This is a genomic window from Tardiphaga alba (genome assembly GCF_018279705.1).
In the GTDB taxonomy this organism is placed as follows: domain Bacteria; phylum Pseudomonadota; class Alphaproteobacteria; order Rhizobiales; family Xanthobacteraceae; genus Tardiphaga; species Tardiphaga alba.
Window position 1 is genome coordinate 5,436,668 of sequence record NZ_CP036498.1, and the last position, 19,077, is coordinate 5,455,744.

The 19,077-nt window shown below is 62.8% G+C and carries 12 protein-coding genes and 1 pseudogene; 7 read left to right on the top strand and 6 right to left on the bottom strand.

Going from position 1 to position 19,077, the window contains the following annotated elements; all coding sequences use genetic code 11:
* The first annotated feature begins 154 nt into the window (after positions 1-154).
* Both RPMA_RS25975 and RPMA_RS25980 read left to right on the top strand, forming a co-directional pair.
* Positions 155-1,648, top strand: a complete 1,494-nt coding sequence (locus tag RPMA_RS25975; RefSeq protein ID WP_211910529.1) for a sensor domain-containing diguanylate cyclase — start codon at positions 155-157, stop codon at positions 1,646-1,648.
* 100 nt (positions 1,649-1,748) lie between these two features.
* Positions 1,749-4,493: a bifunctional diguanylate cyclase/phosphodiesterase gene (locus RPMA_RS25980; protein WP_249225425.1), complete on the top strand. Its 2,745-nt coding sequence runs from the start codon at positions 1,749-1,751 to the stop codon at positions 4,491-4,493.
* A gap of 21 nt (positions 4,494-4,514) precedes the next feature.
* Here RPMA_RS25980 and RPMA_RS25985 read toward each other — a convergent pair whose 3' ends face one another.
* From RPMA_RS25985 to cobS, 3 genes are all read right to left on the bottom strand, one after another.
* Positions 4,515-5,558, bottom strand: coding sequence for an esterase-like activity of phytase family protein (locus tag RPMA_RS25985; RefSeq protein ID WP_211913835.1), 1,044 nt, complete (start codon positions 5,556-5,558; stop codon positions 4,515-4,517).
* A 147-nt stretch (positions 5,559-5,705) separates the two neighbouring features.
* Positions 5,706-7,607: a cobaltochelatase subunit CobT gene (cobT, locus tag RPMA_RS25990; protein ID WP_211910531.1), complete on the bottom strand. Its 1,902-nt coding sequence runs from the start codon at positions 7,605-7,607 to the stop codon at positions 5,706-5,708.
* A 163-nt stretch (positions 7,608-7,770) separates the two neighbouring features.
* Entirely contained in the window at positions 7,771-8,781 is a 1,011-nt protein-coding gene (cobS, locus tag RPMA_RS25995) for a cobaltochelatase subunit CobS (RefSeq protein WP_211910533.1), read from the bottom strand.
* 258 nt (positions 8,782-9,039) lie between these two features.
* Between cobS and RPMA_RS26000 the strand changes: the two genes are divergently transcribed.
* Positions 9,040-9,711 (top strand): DedA family protein, encoded by a 672-nt coding sequence (locus RPMA_RS26000; RefSeq protein ID WP_211910535.1) that lies wholly within the window; start codon positions 9,040-9,042, stop codon positions 9,709-9,711.
* A gap of 106 nt (positions 9,712-9,817) precedes the next feature.
* A complete protein-coding gene (locus tag RPMA_RS26005) occupies positions 9,818-10,780 on the top strand; it encodes an acetyl-CoA carboxylase carboxyltransferase subunit alpha (protein WP_211910537.1) in 963 nt (320 codons plus the stop codon).
* A 366-nt stretch (positions 10,781-11,146) separates the two neighbouring features.
* On the opposite strand, the gene RPMA_RS26010 is transcribed toward RPMA_RS26005, so the two are convergent.
* Positions 11,147-12,070, bottom strand: a complete 924-nt coding sequence (locus tag RPMA_RS26010; protein ID WP_211910538.1) for a peptidylprolyl isomerase — start codon at positions 12,068-12,070, stop codon at positions 11,147-11,149.
* Between the two features lie 332 nt (positions 12,071-12,402).
* On the opposite strand from RPMA_RS26010, the gene secA reads away from it, so the two are divergent.
* Entirely contained in the window at positions 12,403-15,252 is a 2,850-nt protein-coding gene (gene secA / locus RPMA_RS26015) for a preprotein translocase subunit SecA (RefSeq protein ID WP_211910545.1), read from the top strand.
* 157 nt (positions 15,253-15,409) lie between these two features.
* Positions 15,410-16,114, top strand: a complete 705-nt coding sequence (locus tag RPMA_RS26020) for an MgtC/SapB family protein (RefSeq protein WP_211910547.1) — start codon at positions 15,410-15,412, stop codon at positions 16,112-16,114.
* A gap of 13 nt (positions 16,115-16,127) precedes the next feature.
* On the opposite strand, the gene RPMA_RS26025 is transcribed toward RPMA_RS26020, so the two are convergent.
* Together RPMA_RS26025 and RPMA_RS26030 are read right to left on the bottom strand one after the other, a co-directional pair.
* Positions 16,128-17,636 carry a L,D-transpeptidase family protein gene (locus tag RPMA_RS26025; protein ID WP_211910549.1) on the bottom strand — a complete coding sequence of 503 codons (1,509 nt, stop codon included), beginning with the start codon at positions 17,634-17,636 and terminating at the stop codon, positions 16,128-16,130.
* A 343-nt stretch (positions 17,637-17,979) separates the two neighbouring features.
* Positions 17,980-18,626 (bottom strand): annotated as a pseudogene (locus tag RPMA_RS26030) (J domain-containing protein).
* 116 nt (positions 18,627-18,742) lie between these two features.
* Here RPMA_RS26030 and RPMA_RS26035 point away from each other — a divergent pair.
* On the top strand, positions 18,743-19,021 hold the full coding sequence (locus RPMA_RS26035; RefSeq protein ID WP_211910551.1) for a BolA family protein: 279 nt from the start codon (positions 18,743-18,745) through the stop codon (positions 19,019-19,021).
* Positions 19,022-19,077 lie beyond the last annotated feature (56 nt).

Below are 19,077 nucleotides of genomic sequence, written 5' to 3' on the forward strand. Positions count from 1 at the left end.
CTCGTTGCAATCGCGCGCGCGGCCTTCACCTGTCGTTAACCGCCGCCGCCAAATTGCCGGAAGAAAACCGCGCGGAGGAACGCCATTGCCCCATAAATATACGGTCCGGTGCTAAAGCTATCGCAATTGCGAACAGCCTTTTGACCGACGACCGATGATTGCTCACGCCGATAACAAACCCTCATGGCGGATTTCCCCGCGCTGGCTGATGGCCGCCGCGGTGGCGATCCTTGTCGGCTTCTCGCTGATCTGCGGCAGCGTACTGCTCAGCATGCGCCGCGGCGACGAGAAACTGGCGCAGCAGACCCTCGGCAATCTTGCATCCGGCATCGATGCGGAGATCGCGCGCAATATCGAAATCTACGACCTGTCGATGCGCAACGTCGCCAGCAACATGACCTCCGCAGAGCTTGTGGAGGTGTCGCGGCCGGTGCGCCAGATGGTGCTGTTCGACCACGCCGCCACCGCACGCCATTTCGGCGCCATCCAGGTGCTCGATGCCGGCGGCAATGTGACGCTCGATTCATCGACGCTGGAACCGAAGCCGCAGAATTTTGCGGATGCAAAATTCTTCACCGTGCACAAGCGCGATCCGCTGTTCGGCCTCTATATCTCCAAACCCATGCTGCATAACGGCGTGTATGGGATCGTGCTCAGCCACCGCATCGCGGCGCGTGACGGCCAGTTTCTCGGCGTCGTCACCGGCTTCATCGAATATGGCTATTTCCACGCGATCGTCGCGCGGCTGCAGCTGGAGCCCGACGACATGATCGCGGTGTTCCGGCAGGACGGCGTGCTGATCGCGCGCGCGCCGTTCGACGAGAATGTCGTCGGTCGCGACCTGTCCCGGCTGCCCGCAGTGCAGAAATCGCTGGCGGCGTTTTCCGGCTCCTTTATCGGCAGCTCGGCCAGCGACGGCGTTGAACGGCTTTATGTCTGGCGCGACAGTTCGCATCCCCTCGTGGTGATGGTCGGCCGGTCCACCGGCGCGATCTTCGGGCAATGGCGGCGGGAGGCGATCCAGATCGCGGGCGCCATGGGGGCGCTGGGCCTGATCGCCTGCGTGCTGATCATCGTGCTGGTCCGCGAGATGAAAAAGCGCGCCGCGATGGAAGATGAAATGGCGCGGCTGGCGATGACCGACGGCCTGACCGGTCTCGGCAATCGCCGCCGCTTCGATATCGTGATCGAGACGGAATGGCAGCGCGCGATGCGGACGCGGACGCCGATCTCCCTGCTGATGATCGACGCCGATCACTTCAAGGCCTTCAACGACGCGTTCGGCCACCAGGCCGGCGACCTCGTTCTGTGCGGCATCGCCTGGAGCATCGCCCGCCACGCCAAGCGCGCCAGCGATTGTGCCGCACGTTATGGCGGCGAGGAATTCGCGCTGATCCTGCCGGGACTGCCACTGGCCGAAGCAATCGAGCTGGCCGAACGTATCCGCCGCGAAGTCGGCGCGCTGGAGCGCGACGGCCTCACCACCACCACCGTCAGCATCGGGGCCGCCTGCATGGTGCCGTCATCCGACAATGCGTCGGCGCAGCTCCTCAACAATGCGGATACCGCGCTTTACACAGCGAAGTCGCTCGGCCGCAATCAGACCTATCCGGCGTCACCGTCCAAGGCAGTTCTTGCGGCAGCGTAACTAGATACCACTTTCGGGTTGTAATTAACCCGCCATTCACCTGACTCGCTAACCTGGCTTCTACCTCTCTACTGGTATCCATATCCTTGACGGGGAGGATATGCAGGTGCAGCTGGGGCAGATCACGGATGACGCGCAGATTGCAGCGTCCCTCGCGCAGAGGTCGGCACGCGGCCCGATGCCTGTGCGCCGCAATCTGATCCGCTGGCTCATCCTCGTCGGCACCCTGCTCGTCGTCGCCATCACGGTCGGCACCGCGATGACGGTCAACAATTTCCGCAAGCGCGCCATCGCGAATTCCAACCGCGAGCTGGAAAACACGGTTCTCCTGCTGTCGCGACATTTCGATCAGCAGTTCCAGGAATTGCAGCGGACCCAAAAGGGACTGACCGCGCAGCTAATGACCAATGGCATCATGACGCCGGAGAGCTTCACGCATTCGATGTCCGGCTACGAAGCCCATCTGATGTTGAAGTCGAAGGTGGATGATGAGATTGCCGGCGACCTCACCGTGCTGGATGCCGAAGGACGGTTGATCAACTGGTCGGGCTCATGGCCGCCGCCTGACCTCGACCTGGCCGACCGCGAATATTACCAGACCATCAAGCAGCAGGCGTTCCGAGACGAGGAAATCGTCCAGCCGATCAAGAGCCGCATTACCGGCGAGTGGAAGACGCTGTTCGCACGTCGGATCAACGGACCCAAGGGTGAATTCTTCGGCGTCATCACCCGCGGCATCGAGCCGCTCCAGCTCGAACGCTTTTTTGCATCGGTTTCACTGGGCGAAAATGCCACCGTTTCCATGTTCCATCGCAACGGGACATTGCTGGCGCGCTACCCGCAGGTCCGCTCCCATATCGGCCGTGTCTATAAAGGCAGCCCCCTGCTCGAGCATCTGCGCTTCAGCGATGATCCGGCGACGCTGCGCACGGTCAGCCCGATCGACAACACCGACCGTCTCGGCTCTGTCCGGCTGTTGCGCGACTTTCCGATCGCCCTGATCGCGACCACATCCGTGGAGAATGCGCTCGCCGACTGGCGCAGCCAGACACGGTTCCTTGTTATTCTCGCTGCCGCATCTGCCCTGATCGTGACAGGTCTGCTGTTCCTGATCATCCGCCATATCCGCCGGCAAAATGAGCGGGCGCAACGCGAGCTGACGCTGGAAAAGAACCGGCTCGACACTGCGATCAACAATATGACGCAAGGGCTGGTTCTGTTCGACGCAGAGACCCGTGTCGTGATCCGCAACGAGCGCTATCTCGACATGTACCATCTCACGCCCGACGACGTGCCGCCGGGCATGCTGTTCCGCGATCTCATCCTGCTGCGGCAGAGCAATGGATCGTTCATGGGCGACGTCGATGAGTATGTCACCAACGCGATCAGCAATATCGGCAAGATCACCAGCAAGGTCGCGCAGACCGCCGATGGCCGGTCGATCATGGTGTGGGGACGCCCGGTCGCCGATGGCGGCTGGGTCGCCACGCATGAAGACATCACGGAGCGCCGACAGGCCGAAGAGAAGATCGTGCATCTCGCCCATTATGATGCGCTGACCGACCTGCCGAACCGCACGCTTTTCCGCACCGAGCTCGAACGCGAATTGAAGCGCGTGGAGCGGGGCACGCAATGCGCGGTACTGTATATCGACATCGACGAGTTCAAGGGCATCAACGATTCACTCGGCCACCCCGTCGGCGACGCACTGCTCAAGGAGATCGCCCGACGCCTGCGCGCCTGCGTGCGCAACAGCGACGTCGTGGCGCGTCTTGGCGGCGACGAATTCGCGATCGTGCAGACCAACGTCGACAGCCACGCCAACATCACCGATCTCGTCGCGCGTATCTACGCGACCATACGCGAGCCATTCGAGTGCCTCGGCCACCGGCTGCTCACCGATGCCTCCATCGGCATCGCCATGGCGCCGCGCGACGGCAACAATCTCGACGAACTCCTGAAGAATGCCGATCTAGCAATGTATGGCGCCAAGGCTGAAGGGCGCCGCACGTTCCGCTTCTTCGAGCCGCAGATGGACGCCAAGGTCAAGGCACGGCGGATGCTGGAGCTGGACTTGCGGCAGGCCATGGCCGATGACGACTTCGCTGCCGGCGGCTTCGAGGTTCACTATCAGCCGTTGCTCAGCCTGCGCGACGATGCGATCACCGGCTGCGAAGCGCTGCTGCGCTGGCGACATCCCGAGCGCGGCATGATCTCACCGGCCGATTTCATCCCCGTCGCCGAGGAAATCGGCGCCATCAATGAACTCGGCGAATGGGTCCTCTCGACGGCATGTAAAGAGGCCGCTCACTGGCCCGACACCGTGAAAATCGCGGTCAACGTCTCGCCGGTCCAGTTCCGCGGCGCATCGCTGCCGCTGAAGGTCGCTTCCGCACTCGCAGCGTCCGGCCTGCCCGCACGCCGCCTCGAACTCGAGATCACTGAAGCCGTCCTGATCCGCGACGACGAGACCGCATTGGAGATCCTTCACGGCCTGCGCGAAATCGGCGTGCGCATCGCGCTCGACGATTTCGGCACCGGCTATTCCAGCCTGAGCTATCTACAGCGCTTCCCGTTCGACAAGATCAAGATCGACCGCAGCTTCGTCACTGACATCGCCGAGGCGCATGGATCGTCATCTATCGTGCAGGCGGTGGTGAACATCGCCTCGTCGCGGCACATGACGACGACAGCCGAAGGCGTCGAGACCCTGCCGCAGAAAGAGCTGCTCCGCGCGCTCGGATGTACCGAGATGCAAGGCTATCTGTTCAGCCCGCCGAAGCCGGCCGCTGTCGTGCGGGAATTACTCATTCAGAATGATACAGCGTCCGGCGCAGCGGCTTAGATACAGGAACGCGGCGCGCGGTCATTCCAGCAACGTAAACTGCATCAACAACGTTCGTTGCAGCATTGAGAAATTGTTGTCTGAAATCAGCGTCAGCACGGTATCGCCATTGTCGGCCGTGTGCACATCGATGCCTTCGAAATTATCGATCTCATGGCCGAGATCGGCTTCGAGAATATTCGGGCCATCGACCACCGCATTCGGCGCCACCGAGGCCAGCGGGACACGGCGGATGCGGATGCCGGTGTCACCGAACAGCGAGAATTTCCGTTCCAGCAAGAGCAGATCGCCGGAGGGCAACAGCGCCGCGTCGCTGATGTCGTATTTCAGCGTGCGACGGATGCTGAATGTCGCCGGCGCCTTGCCGCCAATGATCCAGCACTGAATATTTCCGGCGCTGTCCAGGCCGCGTTCGGAAATCGCCAGCAGCATGCCGGCCAGCGGCGTGGACTTGAATTTTTCTTTGGAGACGAGAACCAGCGACTCCAGGCTTTTGTTGTCGGGCAGCTTGCGCATGCCGACCGGCTGCGGGATCGGCTCGCCCCGCGCAAACACACCGTCGCGGCCGAAATCGAATTTCACGATCTGATGCACGCGCTCGAAGCCGACATAGGCAACGCCGCCTTCCAGCGCGAGGGATTCAGAATCGAACCAACCACGCGCTTCCAACGGCTTTCCGTCAGCGCCCAGAATGGGCGCGGCTTCGGCATCGACGATGCCCGCCATGCCGGCGCCGACATAGGCGATCTTGCCCGTGAACCACATGCCTTTATCGCTCAACGCGACAAAGCGCTCGCCTTTATCATCGAGCCGCAACGCGGAGATGCCGCCGAAATCGCGAAACTTCGACGTGAGGACGAGGCCGCTGCGATATTGCAGGGATCCGAACCGCGTTTGCTGAGGATCGCGCGTATCGAAAGCCGGCACCGGGCGGGCATCGATGGTGATCTTTTCCGCGGCTTTGGCGGACGCTGGCGCAGGAACGGGAACGCTCTGCGCGCGCGCAAGCGCCGGAATCGCCGCGGTGGCGGCGAGCGAGGCGAGGATGGAGCGGCGGGTGAGCATGAGCTTCAAGGAATTCACCGCGAGACAAACTCCGCCCTCATGGTGAGGAGCGCGCAAAGCGCGCGTCTCGAACCATGAATGGAGTGCTCGGCCATCCTTCGAGACGCCGCTTCGCGGCTCCTCAGGATGAGGGCGGCGTGCATGGTGTCAATGCACCTTACGCCGTCTGCCGTGGCTTGGCGCGGGACCATTCGTCTCGCTGAACAGCTCGGCCAGCTTTTCAGTGATGGCACCGCCGAGTTCTTCGGCATCGACGATGGTCACGGCGCGACGATAGTAGCGCGTGACGTCGTGACCGATGCCGATGGCGATCAGCTCCACCGGAGAGCGGGTCTCGATCTCCTCGATGATATGGCGGAGATGGCGCTCCAGATAATTGCCGGGGTTCACCGACAACGTGCTGTCATCCACCGGCGCACCATCGGAGATCATCATCAGGATCTTGCGCTGCTCGGGGCGGCCGAGCAGGCGCTTATGCGCCCAGTCGAGCGCTTCGCCGTCGATGTTCTCCTTCAGGAGACCCTCGCGCATCATCAGGCCCAGGTTCTTGCGCGCACGGCGCCAGGGAGCATCGGCGGACTTGTAGATGATGTGGCGGAGATCGTTGAGGCGGCCGGGATTGGCCGGCTTGCCGGCGGCAAGCCACGCCTCGCGCGACTGCCCGCCCTTCCACGCCCGCGTGGTGAAGCCTAGGATCTCGACCTTGACGCCGCAACGCTCCAGCGTGCGTGCGAGAATATCGGCGCAGGTGGCAGCCACGGTGATCGGGCGGCCACGCATCGAGCCGGAATTATCCAGCAGCAGCGTGACGACCGTATCGCGGAAGGTCGCTTCCTTCTCGTGCATGAAGGACAGCGGCGAGAACGGATCGGTGACCACGCGCGACAGGCGCGCGGGATCGAGGATGCCTTCCTCGAGATCGAAATCCCAGGCGCGGTTCTGCTGCGCCATCAGCTTGCGCTGCAGGCGATTGGCAAGGCGCGCGACCACGCCCTGCAGATGCGCGAGCTGCTTGTCGAGATAAGCGCGCAGGCGCTCCAGCTCGTCATGGTCGCAGAGGTCTTCGGCGGCGATGACTTCGTCATATTTCGGCGCGAAGGCATGATATTCCGGACCGAGGCGTTCGTTTGCCCCGCGCGAATTCGGGCGCGTGGCTTCGCCGGGCGTATCCTCGTCGCCCATCTCGCCATCTTCGTCGAACGTATCCGAGGCCGACGCCTGCGCGCTTTCCATGGCGCTGTCGGTCATCTCTTCCGACGATTGCTGCGCCTGGTCCGCGCTCATCTCCTGCGCTGCATCGCTTTCCGGCGAGCCTTCGGCGCCGTCCTGATTGTTCTCGCCCTGGCGCTCGTCGTCGGAGCTTTCCTCGTCATCGGGCTGAGCGTCGCGGTCCTCGCCGAGTTCGAGATCGGAGAGCAGGCTGTGCACGACGTCGCCGAACTTGGCCTGGTTCTCGGTGATATCCGAGAGCTGGTCGAGACGCGCACCAATCTTCTCTTCGAGGATCGGGCGCCAGAGATCGACGACCTTCTGCGCTGCGAGCGGCGGCGCGAGGCCGGTGAGACGCTCGCGCACCAGCATCGCCAGCGCATCGGCCAGCGGCGCATCGGCACGGTCGGTGATTTCGTCGAATTTACCGCGATGGAAGTGATCTTCCAGCATGGCGCCGAGATTCTTGGCGACGCCGGCCATGCGGCGCGAGCCGATCGCCTCAACGCGCGCCTGCTCCACGGCCTCGAACACCGAGCGCGCCTGCGGATTGCCGGGCATCAGCTTGCGATGCACTTTTGGATCGTGACAGGCGAGCTTCAACGCGATGGAATCCGCATGCCCGCGCACGATGGCAGCGTCGCGCTTGCTCAATTTTCGCGCTGGCTCGGGAAGCCGTGCCTTGCCGGGCGCAAGGCCGGGCTTCTCGGCCGCGTAAGTGACTTCCAGCTCCGGCGTCTTGGCGATCGCGCGCAGTGCTGAAGCAACCGAGCGCTTGAACGGCTCGGTCGGCGCTTCCTTGGCACCGGTGCGGAATTGTTTGGTCGGGGTCGTGCTCATCGCGCCTCGTTTCTTCCCTCTCCCCTTGTGGGAGAGGGTGGATCGACCGCGCAGCGGTCGAGACGGGTGAGGGTAACCACAGGCTCGGAGCCTAGCCGTACCCCTCATCCGCCTCCGCTTCGCGGAGGCACCTTCTCCCACAAGGGGAGAAGGAAGAAAGTCGTTACGTCAGCGCCACATTCACCGAGCTTTCCGGCAGCTCGGCATTGAAGCAGCGCTGATAGAATTCGGCGACCAGCGGGCGCTCGAGTTCATCGCACTTGTTCAGGAACGTGACGCGGAAGGCGAAGCCTATATCGCCGAAGATGTCCGAGTTCTCGGCCCAGGTGATCACCGTACGCGGGCTCATCACCGTGGAGAGATCGCCATTGGCGAAGGCGTTACGCGTGAGGTCGGCGAGGCGCACCATCTTGTTGACGATGTCCTTGCCCTCGGCGGTCTGATAGTGCTTGGCCTTGGCCAGCACGATCTCGACTTCCTCGTCATGGGCGAGATAGTTCAGCGTGGTGACGATCGACCAGCGGTCCATCTGGCCCTGATTGATCTGCTGGGTGCCGTGATAGAGGCCCGACGTGTCGCCGAGGCCGACCGTGTTGGCGGTGGCGAACAGGCGGAAGGCCGGATGCGGCTTGATGACCTTGTTCTGGTCGAGCAGGGTCAGGCGACCGGCGACTTCCAGCACGCGCTGAATCACGAACATCACGTCCGGGCGACCGGCGTCGTATTCGTCGAACACCAGCGCAACATTGTGCTGCAGCGCCCAGGGCAGGATGCCGTCACGGAATTCAGTGACCTGCTTGCCGTCGCGGACCACGATGGAGTCCTTGCCGACGAGGTCGATACGGCTGATGTGGCTGTCCAGATTAACGCGCACGCAGGGCCAGTTCAGGCGGGCGGCGACCTGCTCGATATGGGTCGACTTGCCGGTGCCGTGGAAGCCGGTGACCATCACGCGGCGGTTGCGGGCAAAGCCGGCGAGAATGGCCAGCGTGGTGGCGCGGTCGAAGCGGTAATCGGGGTCGGCATCCGGCACATGCGGGTCGGTCTTGGAGAAGGCCGGCACTTCCAGGTCGGAATCGATGCCGAATACCTTGCGCACCGACACTTTGATGTCGGGAATGCCGGTCAACGCTTCTGCGGACTGTTCTTGCGCTTTCGTCATGGCGGCGGTCATCGATCCTCCGTGGTCCCGGGAATGCCGAAACCAGTCTTTCAGTTTGGCTGCGGATGGGGTGCTTTGCGGAACGTAGCAGAGAGCCGCGGCCGGACAAAGCCCAAGGGAACGTCAAAGCGAACGGCAAAGTTCCAAAATGTAATCATATAGATAGGGTCTAACAGCGGTTTTTGGAGCCCTGCCCTGCGAATTGGGCGATGCTCAAACTGCTGCTATTCGTTGAGGTAATCTGCAGCCACCCAGCCAGATAGGATTTTCGTGCACCACTTCATCGATGCCATCACGCAATTTGTCGCCGCTCATGCCTGGCTTGGCTATCTCACCGTGTTCCTGGCGGCGCTGCTGGAGGCCGTGCCGGTGCTCGGCACCTTCATTCCGGGCACCACGCTGATCCTGGCGCTGTCGGCGCTGATCCCCGCTGGCGATCTCAAGCTGGTGCCGGTACTGGCGGCAGCGATCCTGGGCGCCATTCTCGGCGATGGCGCGGCCTACTGGATCGGCCATGTCCGGCAGCGCGACATTCTGCAGATCTGGCCGCTGAAAAACTATCCCGGCGTGATCGCACAGAGCGAAGCCTTCTTCGCGCGTTTCGGCGCGCTGGCAGTGTTCCTCGCCCGCTTCGTGCCGCCGATCCGGGCCTTCGTGCCGGTGACATCAGGCGCGCTCGGCATGCCACCCGCAAAATTCTATCCGGCGAACATCCCGGCCGCGATCATCTGGGCACCGGCCCATGTGCTGCCGGCCGTTTTCGCGGTTTCGTTCCTCGAACATGTCGGTGGTCTCGCCGGGCTGGAACACAAGGCTAAGCATTACAGCGTGTTGGTGGTGGTCGTGCTGGCGATCATCCTCGGCGCCGCTGTCTGGTGGTGGTGCCGGCGCAATGCGTCGCAAGACCCCCAAAGGTCTGGCAACCAAAAATCAACCCTTTGATTTATCAACGAAAAGAAACCCTGTTCGCTTGACTCCGGCCATGGTTTGACCCGAAAAGCCTGCCACGGCAGTTTCGCCCGCCGTCACTTCTCCCCATATTGAATGAATGTCCGATCCCATGCGCAGCTATCTCGACTTCGAAAAGCCGGTCGCCGAGCTTGATTCCAAGATCGACGAATTGCGCGTGCTGGCTGCCGGCGGCAGCGATATCGGCGAGGAGATCGTCCGCATCGAGGACAAGGCGGTCGCCGCCTTGCACGAGCTCTATGCCAACCTGACGCCATGGCAAAAGACCCAGGTCGCGCGCCATCCGCAGCGTCCGCATTGCGTCAACTACATCGACTCGCTGATCACCGAATTCACCCCGCTCGCAGGTGACCGCAAGTTCGGCGAGGACGAAGCGCTGATCGCCGGTTTCGGCCGTTTTCGCGGCGAGGCGGTGTGTGTGTTGGGTCAGGAAAAGGGCTCGACCACCGAGACCCGTCTCAAGCACAATTTCGGCATGGCCCGCCCCGAAGGCTACCGCAAGGCGGTGCGCCTGATGGAGATGGCCGATCGCTTCGGCCTGCCCGTGCTGTCGCTGGTGGACACCGCCGGCGCCTATCCCGGCATCGGCGCCGAAGAGCGCGGCCAGGCGGAAGCCATCGCGCGCTCAACCGATGCGTGCCTCGCGCTCGGTGTACCCAATGTCGCCGTCATCATCGGCGAAGGCGGTTCAGGCGGCGCCATCGCGATCGCCACCGCCAACAAGGTGCTGATGCTGGAACACGCGATCTACAGCGTGATCTCGCCGGAAGCCGCCTCCTCGATCCTGTGGCGCGATTCATCGAAGGCGCAGGAAGCTGCGACCAACATGAAGATCACCGCGCAGGACCTGCTGCGCTTCGGCGTGGTGGACAGCGTACTGAAGGAGCCTGCGGGTGGCGCCCATCGCGATCCCGCGGCGATGATCGCCACGACCGGCGATGCGATCGCGCAGGCGCTGAAGGATCTCAGCGGCATGGACGCCGCAGCGGTGCGCCAGCAGCGCCGGCAGAAGTTTCTGGATATCGGCCGCAAGATAGGCTGACATCTTCTCCCTCCCCAAGCCGCGCAGCGGCGCCGTGGGGAGGGTGGCGCGGAGCGAGCCCTTGCGAGCGACGTGACGGGTGGGGCGCCTCCCCACACTCTGACGTCACGTGGCGCACCCCCACCCGTCCGCACTTCGCGCGGCCACCCTCCCCACCCCGCACAGCTTCGCTGTGCTTAGGGGGAGGGATGCCCCAACCGCTTCGTTCTTTTCAATGCCCGCAGCAAAAAGCCCGCCTTTCGGCGGGCTTTCGCGTTTCGGCAGTGCGTAGCCCGGATGGAGCGAAGCGTAATCCGGGGACCGGCGTTTCAGCACATTCGACATCCCCGGATTTCGCTGCGCTGCATCCGGGCTACATCAGAGCGCTTACTTCTTCGCCGGAGGCGCCATCTTGGTGTCGGCGGGCTTCGGTGCATCCTTCGCGGCTGGGGCGGCCGGAGCAGCAGCCTGATCGAGGCGCTCCACCTTGGCGGCTTCGCGGAGCTTGGTGACGTAATCGGCCTGCGCCTTGCGCACCACATACTGCTCGATCTGCGGCTTCACCTGATCGAACGACGGCGCCTGGCGGTTGCGCTTTTCCTCGACCTTGATGATGTGCCAGCCGAACTGCGACTTCACCGGGTCCGAAATCTTGCCCGGCTCCAGCTCGAAGGCGACCTTGGAGAATTCCGGCACCATCTGGTCCTTGGTGAAGAAGCCGAGGTCGCCACCATCGGCCGCACCTGGATCCTTCGACGACTTCTTCGCGAGTTCAGCAAAATTCGCGCCCTTCTTCAGCTCCTCGGCGATCTTCTTGGCCTCGTCCTCGCTCTCCACCAGGATGTGGCGAGCGTGGACTTCCTGCTCGCCGGAAATCTGCTTGGCGGCGTCCTCATAGACCTTCTTCATGTTCGCGTCGGTCAGCGATTCCTTGCCTTCCGAACCGAGCAGGCTGTCCATCAGCAGGCGGTTGCGGGCGAAGGCGAGCTTGGATTTGAACTCCTCGCGATCGGCAACCTTTTTGTCCTCGGCCGCCTTGGCGACGATCTTCATGTCGATCAGGAACGACAGGACATTGTCCTTGCGGGTCGATGGGTCCATCTGGGCAAGGCTCGGCCCGAGCTCTTCCTCGGCGATCGTAACGTCGCTCTGGCGGATTTCCTGGCCGTTGACCTTTGCCAGAACCGGGTTCGCATCCTGCGCGTAAACCGGGAAACTGGACAGGAACGCCACCGCAACAGCGCCGGTGAGCGAGGCCAGGGTCAGGCCGGGGCGCTGGCCCGGCTTCTGGGCGGGCGATACGAAGGTCATCGGAAATTCCTCAATCTGAAGGTGCCTGTTGGGACGGCGGGACACTCTCCCAAACAACTCAACTTGGCAACGCGAAAACTCTGTCAAAATCATGAAATCCTTGACACCTTGCCGCCGTTGACATCCCCCGGACGCCCCATATCTCTCCCCGACCGGGCCGGTGGCGAAGGTGCGATTTCGGCTGCGCCGTGGTCATTTGAACCCCTGATCGCCCGACCTCCACCTATCACCCGACGGCGTTAGCGCCGGCAGGCGATGCGCCGCACAAGACTGGCGATCTGCTGACCCATTCCACGGCTCCCAAGGCCGCATCGAGAAGACAGGATTTCGTGATGATCGGCGCGCTCGCCCGCAAGCTCTTCGGCTCCGCCAACGACCGCCGCATCAAGACGTATCAGTCGCGCGTCGCTGCCATCAATGCGATGGAAGCCGAAATTGCCGTACTGTCCGACGAGGCGCTGAAAGCCCGCACCGCGGAGTTCAAGGCTCAGATCGAAGCCGGCAAGAGCCTCGACGACATTCTGGTGCCCGCTTTCGCCACCGTGCGCGAAGCCGCCAAGCGCACCCTCGGCCAGCGCCATTTCGACGTGCAGCTGATCGGCGGCATGGTCCTGCATGAAGGCGACATCGCCGAAATGAAGACCGGCGAAGGCAAGACCCTCGTCGCCACCCTCGCCGTCTATCTCAACGCACTCGCCGGCAAGGGCGTCCACGTCGTCACCGTCAACGACTACCTGGCCAAGCGCGACAGCGGCTGGATGGGCCAGATTTACGGCTTCCTCGGCCTCACCACCGGCGTGATCGTGCACGGCCTCGACGACGCCGAGCGCCAGGCGGCCTATGCCTGCGATATCACCTACGGCACCAATAACGAATACGGCTTCGACTATCTGCGCGACAACATGAAGTACCGGCTGGAGGACATGGTCCAGCGCGGGCACAATTTTGCGATCGTCGACGAAGTCGACTCGATCCTGATCGACGAAGCCCGTACGCCGCTGATCATCTCCGGTCCGCTCGACGACCGTTCGGAATTCTACAACACCATCGACACCTTCCTGCCCTCGCTCGAGAAGAAGGTCGACTTCGAGGTCGACGAAAAGCAGCGCACGGTGACACTGACCGAAGCCGGCATGGAGAAGATCGAGACCCTGCTGCGCGACGCCGGTCAGCTCAAGGGCGAGAACCTGTACGACGTCGAGAACGTCTCCGTCGTGCACCACGTCAATCAGGCGCTGCGCGCCCATTCGCTGTTCACCCGCGACAAGGACTACATCGTCCGCGACGACGAGGTGGTGATCATCGACGAATTCACCGGCCGCATGATGCAGGGCCGCCGTTATTCGGAAGGCCTGCACCAGGCGCTGGAAGCCAAGGAACATGTGACCGTCCAGCCGGAAAACCAGACGCTGGCTTCGATCACCTTCCAGAACTATTTCCGCATGTACAGCAAGCTCGCCGGTATGACCGGTACGGCGCTGACGGAAGCGGACGAACTGTTCGACATCTACAAGCTCGAAGTCGTCGAAGTGCCGACCAATATCGGCATCAACCGTCTCGACGAGGACGACGAAGTCTACCGCACCCACGGCGAGAAGAACGCCGCGATCCTGGCCGAGATTCAGCGCGCCAATGCGCGCATGCAGCCGGTGCTGGTGGGTACCGCCTCGATCGAGAAGTCGGAAGTTCTCGCCGACTTCCTGCTCAAGAACGGCTACAAGATGATCGACTTCGCCGATCCCAAGGGCATGGACAAGCTCTATGCCGCGGCGCGTTCGGGCAAGCCGGCCAAGCTGTTTGCGGTGCTGAATGCGCGCTTCCACGAACAGGAAGCCTATATCGTCGCCGAAGCCGGCGTCCCCGGCGCCATCACCATCGCCACCAACATGGCCGGCCGCGGCACCGACATCAAACTCGGCGGCTCGCTCGAAATGCGCACGCAGGTCGAGACCGCGGGCATCGAGGACGAAGCCGCCAAGGCTGCCAAGATCGCCGAGATCAAGGCCGAGATCGAGAAATTCCGCGAAGCCGTGCTGAACGCCAAAGAGATCGTCGAGATCGAACCGGCGAAGGGCAGCAAGGCCGCAAAGACCGTCGAGAAGCCAGGCGGCCTCTACATCATCGGCTCCGAACGCCATGAGAGCCGCCGCATCGATAACCAGCTGCGCGGCCGCTCCGGCCGTCAGGGCGACCCTGGCCGCTCGAAATTCTATCTGTCGCTGGAAGACGACCTGATGCGCATCTTCGGATCGGATCGGCTCGACACCATGCTGACCCGCCTCGGCCTGAAGGAAGGCGAGGCGATCATCCATCCATGGATCAACAAGGCGCTAGAAAAGGCACAGCAGAAGGTCGAGGCGCGCAACTTCGACATCCGCAAGAACCTGCTGAAATATGACGACGTTCAGAACGACCAGCGCAAGGTCATCTTCGAGCAGCGCATCGACCTGATGCAGAACGAGAGCGTCGCCGAGACCGTGAGCGACATGCGCCACGCTTTCGTCGAGGAGCTCGTCGTCAAGCATGTGCCGGAAAACCAGTATGCCGAGCAGTGGGACGTGGCCGGCCTGAAGGAAGAGCTCAAGCGCGTGCTCGACCTCGATTTGCCCGTCGATGAATGGGCGAAGGAAGAAGGCATCGCGGATGAGGAAATCCTCAGCCGCATCGAGCAGAAGGCCGACGAGCACATGGCGGCGAAGGTCGCCCAGTGGGGCCCCGACGTGATGCGTTACGTCGAGAAGACCATTCTGCTGCAGACGCTGGATCATCTGTGGCGCGAGCATCTGGTGATGCTGGATCACCTGCGCCAGGTCATCGGCCTGCGCGGCTACGGCCAGCGCGATCCGCTGCAGGAATACAAGGCGGAAGCGTTCAACCTGTTCGAGGCGCTGATCTCGAACATGCGCGAAGCCGTGACGGCGCAGTTGATGCGCGTCGAGATCGTGCCGCCGGAGCAGCAGCCCGAGCTGCCGCCGATGGAAGCCCACAAGCTCGACCCGAACACCGGCGAAGACGAGATGGCCTATGCCAATGCCGCACTGGCAGGCCCCGGTGCCGCCGTGGTGCCCGCCGCGCAGCGCGATCCGAACAATCCGGAGACCTGGGGCAAGATTGGCCGCAATGAGGATTGCCCGTGTGGATCGGGCAAGAAGTTCAAGCATTGCCACGGAAGGTATGCGTAAGTTTCAGCCAATTGCGATCGGTTATGAAATCCCTCCCTCGCGGAGGGATTTCTTTTTGGGGTACTCGTCCACGCCTGATCACGTTGGACAATGTGTCGCGGACGACTAACCTGCTCCCTCGCGCAAATGCGAGACGCGCGGGACAGGAGCTGCGCCGATGCTATCCGACACAGAAATGATGATCCGCCTGCTCTCTGCGGCTGCGCTGGGCAGCCTGATCGGCTTCGAGCGCGAGCGGCTGTTATGGGCGGCGGGTATCCGCACCCATATGCTGGTCTGCGTCGGCTCATGCCTGGTGATGCTGGTTTCGCAATATGGCTTCACCAACATCCTCACGCATGATCACGTCGTTCTCGATCCCTCGCGTATCGCGGCGCAGGTTGTGTCGGGAATCGGCTTTCTCGGCGCGGGGGCGATCCTTGTGCGCGGCGAGATCGTCAAGGGTCTGACGACGGCGGCGAGCATCTGGACCGTGGCGGCAATCGGGCTCGCCGTCGGCGGCGGGCTCTATCTCGCAGCGGGCGCGTCCACGGTGATCATCCTGCTCATCCTCGCCGGCATGAAGCCGCTCGAGGAAGCCTATCGCTCGCGCAACCAGACCTGCATGCTGAAGGTTGGAGTCGAGAACAACGCGCTGACGCCGGAGCTGCTGCGTGAGGCGCTGACACTGCGTCCCAGCCAGGTGAAGCGATTTCTGGTGGAGAGTCGCGCTCCTGAGGGGATCGACGAATTGTCGATCTTGCTCAGCAAGGTGTCGTCGCAGGATATCGCGACCTATCCGGACAAGCTGCAGGAACTCGACGGCGTGCGCAGCGTGACGGTGGTCAAGCGCGTGAAGGATCGGCCGGCGGGGATGACGTAAAGGCGATGCGCGGTTAGCGCAGCGCCTGGAAACGGCTGTCGAAGGAATTGCCCGATACGACCGGAGCAGCGCCGGACATTGATGACGCCACAGGTGCTGCCGGCTCTGCAACAACCGTCGGCTTCAGCGGCGGACGCGCGGTGGCGACAGCCGTTGCCGGAGCTGCGGCAGGCTTCGCGGCCGGCATCGGCGCGGACTTGGCGGCGGCAGCCGGAGCCGCCTTGGCCTTCGCGGCAGCCGCCGGTGCGGCAGCAGCGACAGGCGCCGGTGCAGGCGTCGTGCTGGCGGTGGTCTCGCTGCCACCCATGCCGACCTTCTTGGCAAGATTGCTGAAGAACCCGCCCTGCGACGACGCCGAGGCGACGCGCGTGGTGGCTTCGGCAGCCGGCGCGGCGGTGGCTGGCGCCTCATCCGACGACGACGAGAACATCGACGCACCGAAAGACGGCGACGCTGTTGCCATCGCAGTCGCCTTCGGCGGATTCACATGCGGCGGGATGGTGCCGGGCGCGCGGGTATAGGCGACGCTCGCGGTGCCCGGAAGATCCGGCTCGGACAGGCCGGTGGAGCCTTCCGGGATCTTCGACGCGAAGATGCGGTTCATGCCGCCGTCGATATCCGGGCGACGCTGCGCCATCGGCGTGCCCTTGGAGATCAGCTCCGCGGTCTTGGCATCGTCCGATGCTTCCTTGGCGCGAACGGCATCGGCGATCTCGGCCGGCACTTCATAGACCGGGCACTTCATCGCAGCATTGAACATCGCCGGGCGTGTCGGGGAGGCGTTCGGCACCACCGGATCGAACACGTAGCGCTGTTCGCAGAACTCGACCTTCGGCTCCTGCTTCGTCACTTCGAAATGATCGTAGCCCTGCTTGATCATCTTCCAGAACGGCATGTTCGGATTGCCGCGATGGCGCGCCATGTTCACCGGCGTCATGCGGAACGGATAGGCCTGCACCTGGAAAGCGCGCTGGCCCCCGAAGAAGCTCTCGCGGCCGAACGAATAGACTTCCGAGATCTGCTCGTCGGTCATGGCGTAGCAGCCGCGCGACGAGCAGTCGCCATGCACCATCAGCATCGAGCCGGTACGGCCGAGCGATTTATCGAAGGCGTTCGGATAGCCCATATTGAAGGACAGATAGAACGACGACTGCGGATTCATCTGGCCCGGCGTGATCGAATAGAAGCCTTCCGGCGCCTGACGATCGCCTTCCTTGATCTTGGGACCGAGATCACCCGACCAGCGGCAGATCGGGTAGGTCTTCAGCAGCGCGAACTGGCCGGAGCGCGTCTGCTTCCAGACCTCGAGCTCGGCTTCTTGCTTGAAGATTCGGATCAGCAACGGCGACTGCGGATCCATGTCCTTGGCGGCCATTTCGGCCAGCATCTTTTCCGGGATCGGCTTATTGGCCTTGGCGTTGCTCGCCAGCGACATTTGCTCGCCATTGCAGCCAGCCAACAGCGCACCGGCCGACAATACGGCCGAGGTGAGCAGCGCGCGAACAAGCGTGCGATTGATCAAGGCGAAACTCCACAGCCGGCTGAAACCGACACCCCAGGGAATACGGACAAATTAGTCCTAATTCCTTCTGAAATATTAGCCTTAAGGGACCCCACCCGCAACACAACCGGATGTGAGCGGCGGGTTCCATTCCGGCGATGGTCAATAGAGATTGAAGATTTGACAACAGGCGGAATTGCGGCGGAGGGGCTGGCACGCAGGGGCGTGGCTAATCGGAGGTGAGTGCGCGGTTAGGCACTTCCCGTAGCCCGGATGGAGCGAAGCGCAATCCGGGAATCAGAGTATCGGCATATCGCCGGTCCCCGGATTTCGCTGCGCTCCATCCGGGCTACGAAACCGAGCCCTAAGCCCGGATCACCGTCTTCAAGTAGTTGTAAGCCTTGATGACTTCGATCAGGCGGTCTTCCGTGGAGCGGTCGCCGCCATTGGCGTCGGGGTGGTGCTGTTTCACCAGCGCCTTGTACTTGGCCTTGACGTCATCCAGCGTGGCCGAGGGCCGAGGCCCATGACCTGGAGTGCCTTGCGCTCGGCATTCATAACTTTGCGCTCTTCCGGCTTCGGCGCTTCGGCCTGGGCGCGGCGGCGACCACGGCCGAGGCCGTTCATCTCGTCGAACATGGAGAACGGATCGACGGCACCGTCGAGATTGGCCTCGCCGGACTTGCCTTTGCCCTTGGTGCCATTGGCGCCCATCTTCCAGGTCGGACGATGGCCGGTCAGCGCGTCCTTCTGGTAACTGGCAACGGCATCCGGGGCCATGCCCTGGAAGAAGTTGTAGCCCTGATTGTATTCGCGGACGTGGTTCAGGCAGAAATGCCAATATTCCTTGTCCTGCGCGCGACCCTTGGGGGCGCGGTGCGGGCCCTTGTTCTTGCATTCGGGCCACTCGCACATGACCGATGCCTCGCGGGCAGCGGCCTGCTGCTTCGCGCTCAGCTTGTTCGGCTTGATGCGGATACTGTCGAAGAATTTGGATGAGTCGATGGGCATGGCTGACTATGACAACGCAATGCAAAAAGCTTCAAGTCTTGACATTCGGATTACCCTCACAGGCCGCCATCACATCGCAATGGACGCCCGCGGCCTGAGCCGCTAAGCCGGTCATCATGACCATGAAAGATAACATCACAAAGAAGCTGACAGAGGCTTTCACGCCTCGCAGCCTAGCCGTGACCGATGAATCGCATCTGCATGCCGGTCACATGGGCCACCGCCCGGAGGGTGAAACCCATTTCAGGGTCAATATTGTGTCGGAGGCCTTCGAAGGGAAGAGCCGGATCGACCGCCACCGGATGGTGAATAGCGTACTGGCCGCGGAACTCGCGGGAACGGTGCACGCGCTGGCGGTAAAGGCGCTCGCGCCCGGGGAAGCGGGCGGTTCTTAACCTCGCCCCGCTTGCGGGGAGAGGTCGACCGTAATGCGCGCAGCGCGTGGAGGTCG